The organism is Leifsonia sp. NPDC058292 (genome assembly GCF_042880955.1).
Classification (GTDB): Bacteria; Actinomycetota; Actinomycetes; order Actinomycetales; family Microbacteriaceae; genus Leifsonia.
In genome coordinates this window covers 13,995-28,477 of the sequence record NZ_JBHVYL010000038.1, presented here as the reverse complement: position 1 = coordinate 28,477, position 14,483 = coordinate 13,995, and the positions used below count along the sequence as shown (strand labels likewise).

General features: G+C 70.2%; 15 protein-coding genes. 9 read left to right on the top strand and 6 right to left on the bottom strand.

Annotated features, from left to right (window positions below):
• The first annotated feature begins 17 nt into the window (after window positions 1-17).
• The 4 genes from ACFVWR_RS16420 (at window position 18) to ACFVWR_RS16405 (ending at window position 3,667) form a co-directional block, all read left to right on the top strand.
• Window positions 18-380: an HNH endonuclease gene (locus tag ACFVWR_RS16420; RefSeq protein ID WP_387214480.1), complete on the top strand. Its 363-nt coding sequence runs from the start codon at window positions 18-20 to the stop codon at window positions 378-380.
• A 105-nt stretch (window positions 381-485) separates the two neighbouring features.
• Window positions 486-1,169 (top strand): hypothetical protein, encoded by a 684-nt coding sequence (locus tag ACFVWR_RS16415; protein WP_387214467.1) that lies wholly within the window; start codon window positions 486-488, stop codon window positions 1,167-1,169.
• 73 nt (window positions 1,170-1,242) lie between these two features.
• Complete coding sequence (locus tag ACFVWR_RS16410) at window positions 1,243-2,595, top strand: APC family permease (protein WP_387214464.1); 1,353 nt, start codon at window positions 1,243-1,245, stop codon at window positions 2,593-2,595.
• 85 nt (window positions 2,596-2,680) lie between these two features.
• Window positions 2,681-3,667: a LacI family DNA-binding transcriptional regulator gene (locus ACFVWR_RS16405; RefSeq protein WP_387214461.1), complete on the top strand. Its 987-nt coding sequence runs from the start codon at window positions 2,681-2,683 to the stop codon at window positions 3,665-3,667.
• 10 nt (window positions 3,668-3,677) lie between these two features.
• Here the strand turns inward: ACFVWR_RS16405 and soxR are convergent, their stop codons facing one another.
• Window positions 3,678-4,187, bottom strand: coding sequence for a redox-sensitive transcriptional activator SoxR (gene soxR / locus ACFVWR_RS16400; RefSeq protein WP_387214458.1), 510 nt, complete (start codon window positions 4,185-4,187; stop codon window positions 3,678-3,680).
• 87 nt (window positions 4,188-4,274) lie between these two features.
• Here soxR and ACFVWR_RS16395 point away from each other — a divergent pair, with 87 nt between their 5' ends.
• Window positions 4,275-5,717, top strand: coding sequence for an MFS transporter (locus ACFVWR_RS16395; protein ID WP_387214476.1), 1,443 nt, complete (start codon window positions 4,275-4,277; stop codon window positions 5,715-5,717).
• Between the two features lie 310 nt (window positions 5,718-6,027).
• Entirely contained in the window at window positions 6,028-6,459 is a 432-nt protein-coding gene (locus ACFVWR_RS16390; RefSeq protein WP_387214455.1) for a DUF5684 domain-containing protein, read from the top strand.
• Window positions 6,460-6,462: 3 nt separating this feature from the next.
• Here the strand turns inward: ACFVWR_RS16390 and ACFVWR_RS16385 are convergent, their stop codons facing one another.
• Window positions 6,463-7,068 (bottom strand): M15 family metallopeptidase, encoded by a 606-nt coding sequence (locus tag ACFVWR_RS16385; protein ID WP_387214452.1) that lies wholly within the window; start codon window positions 7,066-7,068, stop codon window positions 6,463-6,465.
• 233 nt (window positions 7,069-7,301) lie between these two features.
• Here ACFVWR_RS16385 and ACFVWR_RS16380 point away from each other — a divergent pair, with 233 nt between their 5' ends.
• Both ACFVWR_RS16380 and ACFVWR_RS16375 read left to right on the top strand, forming a co-directional pair.
• Window positions 7,302-7,565 carry a helicase associated domain-containing protein gene (locus ACFVWR_RS16380; protein WP_387214449.1) on the top strand — a complete coding sequence of 88 codons (264 nt, stop codon included), beginning with the start codon at window positions 7,302-7,304 and terminating at the stop codon, window positions 7,563-7,565.
• Window positions 7,566-7,688: 123 nt separating this feature from the next.
• The gene (locus ACFVWR_RS16375) at window positions 7,689-8,783 is read left to right on the top strand and encodes a glycerate kinase (protein WP_387214446.1); all 1,095 of its coding nucleotides are present in this window, start codon (window positions 7,689-7,691) and stop codon (window positions 8,781-8,783) included.
• On the opposite strand, the gene xylB is transcribed toward ACFVWR_RS16375, so the two are convergent.
• From xylB to ACFVWR_RS16360, 3 genes are all read right to left on the bottom strand, one after another.
• Window positions 8,773-10,257: a xylulokinase gene (gene xylB / locus ACFVWR_RS16370; protein WP_387214443.1), complete on the bottom strand. Its 1,485-nt coding sequence runs from the start codon at window positions 10,255-10,257 to the stop codon at window positions 8,773-8,775. The genes ACFVWR_RS16375 and xylB overlap by 11 nt on opposite strands.
• 123 nt (window positions 10,258-10,380) lie before the next feature.
• Window positions 10,381-11,571: a xylose isomerase gene (gene xylA / locus ACFVWR_RS16365; protein WP_387214440.1), complete on the bottom strand. Its 1,191-nt coding sequence runs from the start codon at window positions 11,569-11,571 to the stop codon at window positions 10,381-10,383.
• A gap of 129 nt (window positions 11,572-11,700) precedes the next feature.
• Window positions 11,701-12,672 (bottom strand): acetylxylan esterase, encoded by a 972-nt coding sequence (locus ACFVWR_RS16360; protein WP_387214437.1) that lies wholly within the window; start codon window positions 12,670-12,672, stop codon window positions 11,701-11,703.
• Window positions 12,673-12,882: 210 nt separating this feature from the next.
• Between ACFVWR_RS16360 and ACFVWR_RS16355 the strand changes: the two genes are divergently transcribed.
• Window positions 12,883-13,905, top strand: coding sequence for a substrate-binding domain-containing protein (locus ACFVWR_RS16355; protein WP_387214434.1), 1,023 nt, complete (start codon window positions 12,883-12,885; stop codon window positions 13,903-13,905).
• Here ACFVWR_RS16355 and ACFVWR_RS16350 read toward each other — a convergent pair.
• Window positions 13,902-14,333, bottom strand: coding sequence for a helix-turn-helix domain-containing protein (locus ACFVWR_RS16350; protein WP_387214431.1), 432 nt, complete (start codon window positions 14,331-14,333; stop codon window positions 13,902-13,904). The two genes, ACFVWR_RS16355 and ACFVWR_RS16350, sit on opposite strands and share 4 nt — an antisense overlap.
• Window positions 14,334-14,483: the final 150 nt, after the last annotated feature.

The following is a 14,483-nucleotide window of genomic DNA, read 5'->3' as shown; positions in this document are numbered from 1 at the left end:
ACGCGAACCTCATCCCGGTGGTTCTCGGTGGGGATGGTGAAGTCCTCGACCTTGGTCGCAGCCGCCGCCTCTTCACTAGCAAGCAGAAGCTCGCGCTGGCCGAACGGGACGGTGGGTGTGCGTGGGCCGGGTGCCCCCACCCACCCTCCTACACGGAAGCGCACCACATCAGGTGGTGGGACAAACAACACGGCCCCACCGACCTCAACAACGGGATCCTGTTGTGCTCCAACCACCACCACCGGGTCCACGACGACGGATGGGACATCCAGGTCCGTGGCCATGTGCCGTGGTTCATCCCACCCAGCCACATCGACCATCACCGACGACCCCGCCGTGGCGGACGTATCCGACTGTCCGACACACAGGACGCAGCATGAATGGCACTGATCGGCACACGTCCGAGCGCGAGTTCCGCGCACCTCAAGAGAAGGACCTCAAGAAGTCACGGCGCCGCGGCGGCGCACCGGGAGGACAATGGGCGAATGAGGGACGCATCGGCCCCAGAGCCCGACGACCTCGGGCCGGTTCCAGCGGCGGTGCGAGCACAGCTGCTCGCGACCGAGCACTGGAGTCTGCTCGCTTCGCGGAGCACGACGCAGGCCGAGGTTCTCACCCGCATCAGTCTGTTCCTCACTCTCACGTCGGCGGGGCTGGTGAGTCTCGCGCTGGCGGGTCAAGCGATGGACTTCGGTGGGATCTTCCCCTTGCTCGCGATGATCGTGCTGGCCATCGTGCTGACGATCGGCATCCTCACGCAGATCCGCGTCTACGACGTCGGACTCGAAGACCTGGCGTACGTGCTCGCTATGAATCGCATCAGAGCCGCCTATGTGGAGATCGATCCGGGCATCCAGCCGTTTCTGATGACCTCGGCCCACGACGACCGAGCGGGCAGCCAGCTCACCTACCAGATGCTCGCGAGACGAACGGGCGCGGGACATTTCGCCGGAAGCAGCATGATGCTCATCAGCGTGGTGAACGCAGCACTCGCTGAACTCTTCCTCGCGGGCGTCGCTGCGAGCCTGTCCGCTCCTGCGCTCGTGCCACTGATCGTGGGAGTCGTCGGCGGCGCGAGCTATCTGGTCGCGGTGCTCGTGCGATCGGGCCGACGTTTCGAGCGCGTGTGGACCTTCTACGAACCAAGACACGCGACTCCTCCCGACTGAGCGCAGAGCAATCGCTCGGTGATGCGCGTCACCTGGAGTCGCGGATGTCGGCGGTCCGCCCCATCATGGGAACATGACGAGCGGACCGCCGATGTCGCGCGCCCTGGGCGCCCCTGACCCGAGCGGTCCCGGCCCGAGCGCCGCTCGAATCGTGCAGAGCGACCCGCCCGTGGTCGCACACGGCCACCTGGGACTCGCGGGAGGCACAGCCCTCTACATCGCGGCGGTGCTGGGCACGGGCGTACTGGTGCTCCCGTCGCTCGCCGCGGCAGCGGCAGGCCCGGGGGCGATTCTGGCGGTCGCAGCTCTCGCCGTCATCTCCATCCCACTCGCGGCGACGTTCGCTGCACTCGCGAGGAGGCATCCGGATGCGGGCGGCGTCGCTACGTTTGCTCGACGTGCGTTCGGCCCGACGGCGGCCCGCATCATCAGCTACTGGTTCTTCTTCGGAACACCGATCGGAGCACCGATCGCGGCGCTCATGACGGCGCGCTACGTGGTCGCGGTGGCCGGCGGCGACGCTGCGGTGACCGTGTGGATCGCGATCGGATTGATGGTGATCCCGGTGATCGTCACGGCCTTCGGTGTGCGATTCGCCGGGTGGTTGCAGCTGGGGCTTTCGGCGGCGCTGGTGGCGGTGCTCGTCTTCGTGCTCGCCGCGGCGGCTCCGCACGGCGACCCGGCCAACCTCGAACCGCTTCTGCCGCACGGCTGGGCGGGCGTGGGGCTGGCGATGAGCCTGTACATCTGGGCTTTCGCGGGGTGGGAGGCGGTCGCGGGCATCGGTGGCGAGTTCCGCAATCCTCGCCGTGACATCCCGCGGGCGACGGCTCTGGCGCTCATCATCGTGTCGGCGGCCTACCTCGCCATTCAGACGGTGACCGTGCTGGTGCTGGGTGACGGAGCATCCTCGAGTGCGGTGCCGCTCCTCGACCTGGTGCTCGCCTCGACAGGGCGCGGCGGCGGAATCGTGGTGGCCGTGATCGCGGCCATCGTCGTGACCGGGGTGTTCAACGCCTATCTGGCGGCGTTCAGCAAGCTGGGCGCGGCGATGGGGCGCGACGGCGACCTGCCGCGCTGGTTCGGGCGCGGAGCAGAGAACGGTGGCGTCGCGAGGCGCGGCCTGCTTCTCTCGGCGATCGTGATGGCGCTCTACTCCGTGGTCGTGCTGTCGAACGGCGACCTGCCGCCGTTCATCCTCGTGCACACCAGCTTCGCGGCAGCCGTCTACGCGGTGGGAGTGGCTTCGGCGCTGGTGCTGCTTCCGCGCTGGTCGGTCGGCTGGTGGATGGCCGTCGCGGCGTGCGTGTTCGCGGCGGGGCTGCTCGTGCTGGCGGGCTGGCACATCCTCTTCCCGTTCGGTGTCGGGGTCATCGCGGTGCTCGTCGGCCTCGTGGTGCGGCGAAAGCGCCCGTCACCCGCATAATTGGGGGATCAGTCGCCGCCCAGGCGAGCAGCCGACGACCGGGGGATCAGTGAGCGCAGAGCAGCCGCAGGCCAGAGCAGCGAGCATGCGAGACGTCGCCCGCGTGGCCGGGGTGTCACACCAGACGGTGTCGCGCGTGCTGAACGGGCATCCGAGTATCCGGGAGTCCACCCGCGAGCGCGTGCTCCAGGCGATGGACGAGCTGCGCTACCGCCCCAATCGCGCCGCCCGCGCGCTCGTGACGGCCAAGTCGAACACGATCGGCGTGCTCTCCGCGTCGGCCGCGGCACTGTACGGCCCGGTGTCGAGCATCGGCGCGATCCAAGACGCGGGCCGGGAGGCGGGATACTACGTGACCGTCGCCCACCTCGGCAGTCTGACTCCGGCGGGCATCGCGGCGGGCCTGGATCACCTGATGGCCCAGGCGGTGGAAGGCATCGTCGTCATCGCGCCGCAGCACAGGGTGCTCGAGGAGATCGCGGCGGTGGGCGTCGGGATGCCGTACGTCACCCTGCAGGCTGGGGACGACCGGGGCGGCATCGAGCTCTCGGTCGATCAGGTCGCGGGAGCGCGCGCGGCGACACGGCACCTGATCGAGCTGGGCCACCGGCGCATCGCGCACCTCGCGGGTCCGACGGAGTGGGAGGAAGGCCTTGTGCGGCTGCGCGGATTCCAGCAGGAGCTCGAGGCCGCCGGTCTCGAGGTGCTGCCGTCGCCCGAGGGGGACTGGACGGCCGAGTTCGGCTATCGCGCGGGCCTCGACGTGCTCGCCGATCCGACGGTGACCGCCGTGTTCGCGTCGAACGACCAGACAGCGCTGGGGCTCTATCACGCCGCCCACGAGCTGGGCCGGAGCATCCCGGGGGATGTGAGCGTCGTGGGATTCGACGACATCCCGGAGGCGGCACACTTCTGGCCACCGCTCACCACCGTGCGACAAGACTTCACCGAGCTCGGGCGCCGCAGTGTCGCGCGGCTCGTCGCCGAGATCGAACGACGCGTCGAACCGACGGCGGGGAACATCCAGCCGGAGCTGATCGTGCGCGCATCGACGAGAGCGCTCGCGCGCTGAGACGCGGCCGCTACGGCTGCGCGAGCGGTGAGGTGGCTTCCGCGTCGGTGGCAGCGGCGGCGTCAGCAGCGGCGTCGGAGTCGAGCCATCGCCGCGGCCCCGCGCCTTCGGCGGCCAGCCCGTCGGAGGGATTCTGCAGCGCGCACGTGCGCAGGCTCAGGCAGCCGCATCCCATGCACCCGGTGAGGTCGTTGCGCAAATGCTCCAGCTTGCGGATGCGATCGTCGAGCTCGGTGCGCCAGAGCCGGGAGAGCCTTTCCCAGTCCTTCTTGGTGGGCGTGCGACCGTCGGGAAGCGAGCCGAGCGCATTCCGGATGTCGGCCAGCGGGATGCCAACGCGCTGCGACACCCGGATGAACGCCACCCGTCGCAGCACGTCCCGGCGGTACCGTCGCTGGTTGCCGGCGGTGCGCGCGCTCGCGATCAGGCCCTGCCGTTCATAGAAGTGCAGGGCCGACACAGCCACGCCGCTGCGGGAGGCGAGGTCGCCGACGGTGAGAACCGCATCCTTCGGAGTCATTGACCTCAACCATAGTTGAGGTTCTAGGCTCGCACCATGACCTCGGAAGACCTGGACGCCAAGGCGCCGCCCCTCCAGACTGGACAGATGTCTCAGAGCGGCGATGCGCACCACACCGACAGCGAACGTGCCGTCGACGATGCGCCCGCCGATCTGCCGCCGCCGGGCGGAGTGCTGAGCGCCCGATACTTCTGGGTGAGCATCGGGATGTGCGCCCTCATCATGCTGTCGGCGTTCGAGGCCCTCGCGGTCACGACCATCATGCCGACGGTCAGCAAGGAGCTCGACGGAGCAGGACTCTACGCGTTCGCGTTCGCCGGGCCGCTGGCGGTGAGCGTCGTCGGCATGGTGCTGGCGGGCGCGTGGTCGGACAGGGGGAGCCCGCGCAACGCGCTCTTCGCATCCGTCGGCCTGTTCGTGATCGGCCTGCTCATCGCGGGCACGGCGCAGACCATGGTGGTGTTCGTTGCCGGCCGCTTGGTGCACGGCCTGGGCGGCGGTGCACTCACCGTCGCTCTCTACGTGATCGTCGCACGAGTGTATCCGGCGGTGCTCCACGCCCGCATCTTCGCCGGATTCGCCGCCGCGTGGGTGGTGCCGTCGCTCATCGGGCCGCTGATCGCGGGACTGCTCGCCGAGTCGGTGGGATGGCGCTGGGTGTTCCTCGGCGTCGTGGCCCTGGTGGCCCTGGCGATGCTCATGGTCGTGCCCGCCATGCGAGGGGTGCGCGCGCCCGACACCGGTCAGCAGAGGCCGCCGTGGAACATCCGGCGGATCGGCTGGGCGGTGCTGGTCGCGGTCGCGGTGCTGACCCTGAACCTTGCGGCCGAGGCGCGCGGCCCGGTGCAATGGCTCGCGCCGGTCGTAGCGGTGGCTGTGGCCCTGTTCGCGCTGAGACCGTTGCTGCCGGCCCGCGCGCTGACCGCGGGGCGCGGGCTGCCGAGCGTGATCCTGCTGCGGTCGCTCGTGGCGGGCACCTTCTTCGCGTCCGAAGTGTATGTGCCCTACCTGCTGGTGAGTCAGTACGGGCTGTCCGCCTCGCTCGCCGGTCTCGCCCTGACGGCGGCCGGGCTCAGCTGGGCGGCCGCATCCTGGGTGCAGGGTCGCTTTCCGGCGATCGGCCACACGCTCGCGGCGCGCCTCGGGGCGCTCGGCCTGTCCGTCGCGGTCGCGTCGCTCCTCGCGACCACGATCTGGGGGCTGCCGCCGGTGGTCGTCATCGTCGGCTGGGCCTTCGCGGGAGCGGGGATGGGCATCCTCTACCCGAGGCTCGGCGTGCTGACCCTCGAATACTCGACGATCGAGAACCAGGGCTTCAACAGTTCGGCGCTCTCGATCGCCGACTCGATCGGGTCTGCCATCGCGTTGGCCGCGACGGCGATCGTGTTCGCGGCGCTCGCGCCGCTGGGCGGGGCGTGGCCGTTCGCCGGTGTGTTCGCCCTGACTGCACTGCTGTGCGTGGCGGCGTTCGTGACGGGACCGCGCATCCGGGTGCCGGGGGCCACCGGAAGGGCCACGAGGGGCGAGTAACCGCGAGCCGAGCGCCCTCGCCGGTCGCAACGACTCGCCCCTCGCCGGGCTCGCCACGAGCCCCCACAGACTCGCCGCGCCGGCGCGGACGGCTCCCGACAAGCGGGGACCGAGCGACAGCCGTTCGCCGGCGCGGCGACACTCTCGGCGGACGCGGGGTGCCGCCGTGGTCGGCGCCGACGTCGGCGCCGACGCGGGCCAGGCATCGGCGCGGGCGCTCAGCGTCGAGAGACACGCCGCCTCACGACCGATACGCAGCGAAGTCGTCGGACGCCGATAGTGTCGGGGGCGTCCATCCAGAGGAGAAACCATGCTCACGTCTTTGCCGCTCGACGGTCTGATCTCCACGCAGACGACCGCCTTCAGCCCCGTGCCGTCGATCATCGGCGGCCTCATCGGCTACATCCTGCTGGTGCTCGCCCTCTGGCCGGTGTTCCGCAAGGCGGGCAAGCCGGGCTGGGGCGCGCTCATCCCGATCTACAACGCCTATCTGCTGGTGAAGATCGCTGGATACCACGGCGCGCTCGTCATCCTCTACTTCATCCCGATCGTCAACATCGTGGTCGCCATCATCGTCGCGTTCGGAGTCGGACGGGCGTTCGGCAAGGGTGGGGCGTTCAGCTTCTTCCTGCTCTGGCTGCTGGCGATCATCGGCTACTTCATCATCGGCTACGGCAGCTCGCAGTACGTGGGCCCGGGCGGTCGTCGTGAGGGCATCGCCGGCGCTCCCGCCGTGGCCTGAGCCTCAGCCGGCGGAGCCGTCGGGCAGCTGCTCGGGGCAGACACCGGAGGCGTCGGCTGCGAGCTCGAAGTGCCAGGCCTCGTTCGCGTAGATCCGGCAGAGGCCGAATTCGCCTCCGAAACGGCTCAGCCAGTCCATCGCGTCGGCCGTCGCGATGTCGACGGCTTCGCCGCGCACGTGCTTCGACGCGTCGCCGCGTTTGACCCACTTGCTCGCCTCGGCCTCGCTTCCATACTTCGTGACGGCGCGTGCGAACAGGAACTCCTGGTAACGCTCGCTGCGCCAGCCGTCGGTGAGAGTGAACACGACGTCGCGCTCGGCGGCGGCCTCGGAGGCGCGCACGAGAGCATCCCGGAGCCCCGGGCGCAATTTCGCGACGGCGGGCACATCGTCGCTCAGGGCGACCGTCTCGCCGTCGGGGATGTACCCGTCGGCGACACCCAGCCGATCGGCGTCGGAATCGGCGTGGCCTGAACCATCCGGGCTTGAGACATCTCCGTGAAGCGGGCGGCCGACGTTCGCGCTCGTCGTCGCGGCGGGCGCACAGCCGGCGAGGGTGAGAACGAGGGATGCGCTCGCCAGCAGGGCGAGAGGAAATCGGGGGCGCACGGGTACGTCCTTTCTGGTCGGCTCCAGCCTCGCCTCCCGGCACCCGCCGGCGAATCGGCACAGCGAAGCAACCGTGTCCCTCGCGCGGATGACTCTCGGCATCCCTCCGGCATCCCTCCGGCATCCCTCCGACTGAGGGTTCGCGCCGAGTGAGCGGCGCCGACGTTACGTTTACTGGTGCACGGAATCTCTGTAGACGGGCGGATCGTCCGTCATCGCAGAGAGGACTCCCGTTGATCACCACTCGCTTTCCGGCCGACCCGTCGCGCAGAGCGTCGCACGACGAAGACGCACGCTGGCGCAAGAAGTACCGTGCGCTGGCACGTTTCGTCGAGCAGAGCGGTCGGCTTCCCAATGCGTCGTTCGCCTCACCCGAGGAGCGAACGCTTCGCAGCTGGTGCTCGACCCAGCGGCAGGCGCATGACGGCCTGGGCACCGCATCCATGACCCGCGAGCGGGCCGAGCTTCTGGAGTCCATCCCCGGCTGGGAATGGTGACCGGGGTCGCAGAGTAGAGAGCCGAGCCGACCGAGCCGAGTCGCGCCTCGCGCAGGCCTGAGATGCTTGAGAAGACGCGTTCGACGCGGCCCGCGTTCGCCGAAACCGTGACACTGTAGTCGGATGCCGACCGTCGTTTTCGCGCCCGACTCGTTCAAAGGGTCGGCCTCGGCCGCCGTGGTGGCTGCCGCACTGGCCGAAGGCTGGTCGTCGGTGCGACCGGGCGACAGTGTCGTGCTCGCCCCGATGGCCGACGGTGGCGAAGGCACGCTGGATGCGTTCGAACTCGCCGTGCCGCGAGCGGTGCGCCACGCGGTCACCGTGCTCGGCCCGACCGCCGACGAGGTGGCGGCCTCGTGGCTCGCCCTGCCCGACGGCACAGCCCTCATCGAACTGGCCGACACCAGCGGGCTCGGCCGCCTCGCCGCGCTCGCACCGTTGGACGCCCACACCTTCGGGTTCGGCCAGGCCATCGCCGCCGCGCTCGCCGCAGGGGCGACAGGTCTGTTGCTGGCGATCGGCGGCAGCTCGTCGACCGACGGCGGTGTGGGAGCGCTCGCCGCACTCGGCGCACGGTTCACGGATGCGTCCGGTCGCCCCATCCGGCTCGGCAACCGGGGTCTCGGCACGCTCGCGCGGGCCGACCTGAGCGGTCTGCCCGCGCTGCCTGCGGGCGGGGTGCGCATCCTCAGCGACGTCACGAATCCGCTCCTCGGACCGACCGGCGCCGCCACCGTCTTCGGGCCGCAGAAGGGCGCCGACCCGCAACAGGTCATCGGTCTGGAGTCCGGGCTGGCGCGCCTCGCCCGGGTGCTCGGCCGACTGCCGGCCGTGCCGGGGGCCGGTGCGGCCGGCGGCACCGGCTACGGACTCCTCGCCTGGGGCGCGACGATCGCGCCCGGCGCGGGCGCGGTCGGAACCGCCATCGGGCTGCCCGAACTCGTCGCCGCAGCGGATGTCGTCGTCACCGGCGAGGGACGTTTCGACGCCCAGACCGAGGCCGGAAAGGTCGCGACGTACGTCGCGGGACTCGCCCTGGATGCGGGGGTGCCGGCGCTGCTCGCCGCGGGTGCCATCGAAGCGCCGACGACCGCGTTCGCCGCGGCGGCGTCGCTCAGCGAGCTCGCCGGGGGAGCCGCTGCCGCGATCGCCGACGCACCCCGCTGGGCACGCGCCGCCGGAGCCGCGCTCGCCCGGCGGGCTCCGGTCAGCTCGTAGCGGCCGTTCGGGCTGCGGCGTACTGAGCGCGGATGACCGGTCGGTAGTCGGCCTCGGGCTCGGCGTCGAGCGTGATCGGCCAGGAGGGGCGGGTTCCGGTCAGCGCCCAGGCCGCTTGCACGGCTGCGCCGTCGGCCACGTATTCTCCGGGCGAAGGCACGACGACGGGTGCGTCGAAGACCTGGGCCGCGACGGCGGCGACCGCCGGGTTCTGGGCGGCGCCACCGATCAGCAGGATGCGCTTCTCGCGCACCCCGACCGACCGCACGGCGTCGAGGCCGTCGGCCAGCCCGCAGAGCATCCCTTCGATGGCCGCGCGCGCGAGGTTCTCGGGGCGGGTCGTCGCGATGGTCAGACCGTGGATGCTCGCGGTGGCGTCGGGCAGGTTGGGGGTGCGTTCGCCCTCGAAGTAGGGGATCAGCACCACGCCGCCGGCGCCGGGCTCGGCGTCGAGCGCGAGGGCGGCGAGCCGGTCGTGGTCGGCGGACAGGAGCGAGGCGATCGACGACAGCACTCGGGCCGCGTTGAGAGTTGCGATGAGGGGAAGACTGCGGCCGCTCGCGTCGGCGAAGCCGGCGACGGTTCCGCTCGCATCGGCGACCGGCTGGTCGGTGACGGCGAAGACTGTTCCGCTGGTTCCGATCGACACGACGACGTCGCCGTCGGCCGCGCCCAGACCGAGCGCCGCGGCGGCATTGTCGCCGGCTCCGGGGCCGACGAGCACGCCTTCGGATGCACCGGACGCGCCGACAGGGGTGCGACCGGCCGCCTCGCCGGGTGCGAGAACGCGGGGCAGGATGACCGCATCCGCGATCGCTCCGTTGTCGCCGTCGCCGTCGCCGTCGGCCTCGACGCCTGCGCGGCCGAGCGCCCGCTCGAACAGCTCGAGGTCGTACGCCTCGCGGGCGGCGCTCCAGTAGGCCGTGCCGCTGGCGTCGGATCGGTCGGTCGTCAGTTCGCCGAGCACCGGGCCGAGTTCGCTGTCGTCGGTCGGGCCGTACCCGCGCAGACGCCAGGTCAGCCAGTCGTGGGGGAGCGCGACGGCGGCGACGCGTGCGGCGTTGGCGGGTTCCGCATCCCGCAGCCAGCGCAGTTTGGTGGCGGTGAAGGAGGCGACAGGCACCACACCGACCCGGCTCGCGTACTCCTCGGCGCCGACTTCGGCGATGAGGTCGCTGGCCGCCTGGGCGCTGCGGGTGTCGTTCCAGAGCAGGGCGTCGCGGATGACACGGCCGTCGGCGTCCAGCACGACCATGCCGTGCTGCTGGCCGCCGATCGAGATCGCCGAGACGTCGGCGAGTCCGCCGGCGTCGGCGATGGCCGTGCCGAGCGCCGACCACCAGGCGGCGGGGTCGACCTCTGTGCCGTCGGGATGCGGGGCGCGCCCCGAGCGCACGATCGCGCCGGTCTCGAGGTCGCGCACGACCACCTTGCAGCTCTGCGTCGACGAGTCGACTCCGGCGACGAGCGTCATCGCTCTCTCTTTCTGTCTAGCGTGTCGATATCACGGCTGCGAGGGGCGAGATCGTGCGGGCTCACACGTGTGTGAGCCCGCAACCACTCGCCCCTCGCCGCCGCTCAGCGGGTGGAACGGGTTCTAGCGCGCGCCGAGGATGTGCTCGAGGGCGAGCTGCTGCAGCCGCACGAACCCGAAGCCCTTGCCGCCGAAGTAGGCGTCGGCGTCGAAGTCCTCGTAGGCGGAGCGGTCGGCCAGGAGGTCGTCGTAGCTCTCGCCGGCGCCGAGGGTGTTCGACGACAGCTCGGGCACGCGGGATGCGGCCAGCGCCTCCTGCACCTCGGGGTCGGCGCGGAACGCCGCGGCACGCTCCTTGAGCAGCAGGTAGGTGCGCATGTTGGCGGCGGCCGAATCCCACACTCCGGTGATGTCTTCGGTGCGCGACGGCTTGTAGTCGAAGTGGCGCGGGCCGTCGTACGACGGGCCGCCGTTCGGGCCGCCGTTCTCGAGCAGGTCGACGAGGGCGAACGCGTTCTGCAGGTCGCCGTGACCGAACACGAGGTCCTGGTCGTACTTGATGCCGCGCTGGCCGTTCAGGTCGATGTGGAACAGCTTGCCCTGGTAGAGCGCCTGGGCGATGCCGGCTGCGAAGTTGAGGCCGGCCATCTGCTCGTGCCCGACCTCGGGGTTCACACCGACGAGCTCCGGACGCTCCAGCGTCTCGATGAAGGCGAGGGCGTGACCGACGGTCGGCAGCAGGATGTCGCCGCGCGGCTCGTTCGGCTTCGGCTCGATGGCGAACTTGATGTCGTAGCCCTTGTCGGTCACGTACTGACCGAGCAGGTTCACGGCCTCGCGGTAGCGCTCCAACGCCGCGCGGATGTCTTTCGCGGCGTCGTACTCCGCGCCCTCGCGGCCGCCCCACATGACGAACGTCTTGGCGCCGAGCTCGGCGGCGAGGTCGAGGTTGCGCAGCACCTTGCGAAGAGCGAAGCGGCGCACGGCGCGGTCGTTGGAGGTGAAGCCGCCGTCTTTGAACACGGGAGCGCTGAACAGGTTCGTGGTCACCATCGGCACGATGATGCCGGTGTCGGCGAGCACCTCCTTGAGGCGGTCGATCTGCTTCTGGCGCTCGGCGTCCGTCGAACCGAAGGCGAACAGGTCGTCGTCGTGGAACGTGAGACCGTAGGCGCCGAGCTCGTTGAGCTTGGTCACCGCCTCGACCACGTCGAGCTGCGGCCGGGTCGGGCCGCCGAACGGGTCGGTGCCGTTGTAGCCGATGGTCCACAGGCCGAACGAGAACTTGTCGGCGCGGGTTGGTGTCGTAGTCATAGGTCTTCCTTCAGCGGCGTCGGTGAATGCAACCGTGAGTTGTTGCGATTGAACGATTTGTTGCGTGAATCAACATATCAGGCAATCGACGAAATCGGAAGCCCTGTCTCCGGTCAAGCCGACCCTCGGTCAGCCGATCCGTTCGCTCAGCCAGGCCGCCTGGTGCAGCCACTGCGTGGTGAGCCCGCCTTCGTGGCCGTTGAACGGATACACCGCGATCTCGCTGTCTTCGGTGGCGAGCGAGTTGTAGGCGGCGAACACGGTCGACGGCGGCACGATGTCGTCCATCAGGGCGACGGAGAAGAGCGCGGGCGTGTGGATGCGCCGGGCGAAGTTCACCCCGTCGAAGTACGAGAGCGTCTCGAAGACGCGATCGGTCTTGCCCCGATGCACCGACAGGTACTTCGCGATCTCGCCGAACGGCATCGACGGGGCGATGTCGGCGCCACGACGGAAAGCGCAGAGGAAGGGCACATCCGGCATCACACCCCGCAGCCCGTCGGAGAGCGCCGCGACGGCGATGGCGATGCCACCGCCCTGGCTGCCGCCGGTCACCGCCACCCGGTCGGCGTCGACGAAGGGGAGCTCACGCACCGCGTCGACCAGGCGCACCCCGTCGGTGAAGACCCGGCGGTAGTAGTAGTCGGCGGGGTCGTCGATGCCACGCGTCATGTACCCGGGGAGTGCGGGCCCGCTGCCGTGCGGGTCGGGGGTGTCGCCTCCGGTGCCCCAGGCGCTGCCCTGCCCGCGGGTGTCCATGACGATGTGCACGTAGCCGGAGAGTGCCCAGAGCACGCGCTCGCCGGGCAGGCCGCGACCGCCACCGTAGCCCTGATATTCGACGACGGCAGGCAGAGGATGCACGGCGTCCTTCGGCCGGCTCACCCACGCCCGCACGGGCTCGCCAACGAACCCGGGAAACGTGAGGTCTTCCACGATCAGTTCCGTGATCGGTGTGCTCGCCGGCGCGAGCACGACCGCATCCCCGAGCGACCGTGCTTCGGCGATGGTGTCGCGCCAGAACGCGTCGAAGTCGGCCGGCTGGGCCACCTCGGGGCGGTAGACGGTGAGCTCGTCGATGGACAGATCGGAGAGGGGCATGACGCTCGCTTTCGCTGGTGACTCGCTGGTGAGTGGCTGATGAGTGGCTGGTAACGCGGCTGGCAGTTCTGGTGGTGGTTCGGCGGCGGCCCGGCGGTCTGCGGCGGGCGGCGCGTCGAGCGGTGCATATTGTGGCAGGCCGCCGACTCCGAGCACAATCGGCGCCCGACCGACCTGAACCGGCGGTCCCGACCTGAATAGAGTGACCCCATGCACCACGAACCCGACCGGAGCCCAGCCAGGCCCACTCTCGAACGCATCGCCCTCGACGCGTCGGTGTCGGTGTCGACGGTGTCGAAGGTGCTGAACGGTCGCGAAGGAGTGTCGACCCGAACGCGTCAGGCCGTGGAGACGCTGCTCGCCGAGTCCGGCTACGCCCGTCGGGGGTCGGAGAGCGAACCGGGCTCCCTGGTGGAGCTGGTCATCGAGTCGCTGGACAGCGACTGGGCGCTCGCGATCATCCGGGGCGTCGAACGGGTGGCGCGCGAGGCCGGGCTGACCGTCGCGCTCACCGCCAGAGGGGATCCGGATGCGCCCCGCCACGACTGGATCACCGGCGTGCTGCGACGTAAGCCCATCGCCCTGGTGCTCGTGTTCTCCGGTCTGTCGGCCGAGCACCGCCAGCAGTTGCACACGCGGAACATCTCGTTCGTGGTCGTCGATCCCGCTGGCGATCCCGACCCCGAGCTGCCGTCGATCGGCGCCACGAACTGGGCCGGCGGCCACGCGGCGACCCGCCATCTGCTCGCACTGGGTCACCGCCGCATCGGCGTGATCTCGGGCCCGACGGGCCTGATGTTCTCGCGTGCCCGTGTGGCCGGTCACCGCTCTGCGCTGGAGGAGGCGCGCATCCCCGTCGACCCTGAGCTGATCAGGGTCGGCAAGCTCTCGCGGCGCGCAGGCGAGCGGGAGGCCCGGCAGCTGCTCGCGCTGGAGAATCCGCCGACCGCGATCTTCACCGGCAACGACCAGCAGGCGTTCGGGGTGTACGACGCAGCAGCGGCTCTGGGCCTTGTCATCCCGGACGACCTGTCCGTCGTCGGTTTCGACGACATCCCGCCGGCCCAATGGCTCACCCCGCCGCTGACCACCGTGCGGCAGCCGCTGGTGGACATCGCGGAGGAGGCGACGAGGCTCGCCCTGAGGATGCGCGTCGAGCACGTTCCGAACGTGCGGCTCGAACTCGCGACCACCCTCGTGGAGCGCGGCTCGACGGCTCGTCCGTCGCGCTAGACGCTGCCCCAACCGAGGTTCGCGGTGCCGAGCGCCGCGTGGGCGATCGCTCCGTTGATCCAGTGGAGGCCCACGAACGCGACCACGATCAGCACGACCGCTGCGACGACGATCAGGATGATCCTCGTGATGAGGCGCTCCGTCCTCCGTCGCTGGAGCTGACGCTCCTCGGCCTGTCGTTTCTGCTCGGCGCGGATCACGTCCAGTCGCTCGATCGCGTCGGCGATGTCCGGTCGTTCGACCGACGCGAAGAGATCGCCGACGGCGACCTCGAGAGCGTCGGCGAGCAGCCCGAGCGTCTCCAGGCTCGCATCCTCGCCCGACTCCAATCGCTGGATCGTGCGCACGGCGACGCCGCTGTTCTCGGCCAGCCGCTCCTGCGTCCAGCCTTTCGTTGTGCGGAGTTCACGGATTCGCGTTTCGTTCATGTGCTTCACGCTACGCAACAGCCGCGGCGGCGAACACGACAGGCACCCGCCAGCTTCCCGCCACCTCGCGTCGGGGCCCGTCTGACGAAAATTTTCCAATCGGCGAGAGAAACTTGCAGAGCCCTTCGGGGCGGCGTTACGTTCTGACGG

Excerpts from the sequence above, each read along its gene's own strand:
- xylA (WP_387214440.1), bottom strand. The coding sequence starts at position 11,571 with ATGACTACGACACCAACCCGCGCCGACAAGTTCTCGTTCGGCCTGTGG.
- ACFVWR_RS16375 (WP_387214446.1), top strand. The coding sequence starts at position 7,689 with ATGCCGACCGTCGTTTTCGCGCCCGACTCGTTCAAAGGGTCGGCCTCG.
- ACFVWR_RS16360 (WP_387214437.1), bottom strand. The coding sequence starts at position 12,672 with ATGCCCCTCTCCGATCTGTCCATCGACGAGCTCACCGTCTACCGCCCC.
- xylB (WP_387214443.1), bottom strand. The coding sequence starts at position 10,257 with ATGACGCTCGTCGCCGGAGTCGACTCGTCGACGCAGAGCTGCAAGGTG.
- soxR (WP_387214458.1), bottom strand. The coding sequence starts at position 4,187 with ATGACTCCGAAGGATGCGGTTCTCACCGTCGGCGACCTCGCCTCCCGC.
- ACFVWR_RS16395 (WP_387214476.1), top strand. The coding sequence starts at position 4,275 with ATGTCTCAGAGCGGCGATGCGCACCACACCGACAGCGAACGTGCCGTC.
- ACFVWR_RS16410 (WP_387214464.1), top strand. The coding sequence starts at position 1,243 with ATGACGAGCGGACCGCCGATGTCGCGCGCCCTGGGCGCCCCTGACCCG.
- ACFVWR_RS16390 (WP_387214455.1), top strand. The coding sequence starts at position 6,028 with ATGCTCACGTCTTTGCCGCTCGACGGTCTGATCTCCACGCAGACGACC.
- ACFVWR_RS16405 (WP_387214461.1), top strand. The coding sequence starts at position 2,681 with ATGCGAGACGTCGCCCGCGTGGCCGGGGTGTCACACCAGACGGTGTCG.
- ACFVWR_RS16355 (WP_387214434.1), top strand. The coding sequence starts at position 12,883 with ATGCACCACGAACCCGACCGGAGCCCAGCCAGGCCCACTCTCGAACGC.
- ACFVWR_RS16350 (WP_387214431.1), bottom strand. The coding sequence starts at position 14,333 with ATGAACGAAACGCGAATCCGTGAACTCCGCACAACGAAAGGCTGGACG.
- ACFVWR_RS16415 (WP_387214467.1), top strand. The coding sequence starts at position 486 with ATGAGGGACGCATCGGCCCCAGAGCCCGACGACCTCGGGCCGGTTCCA.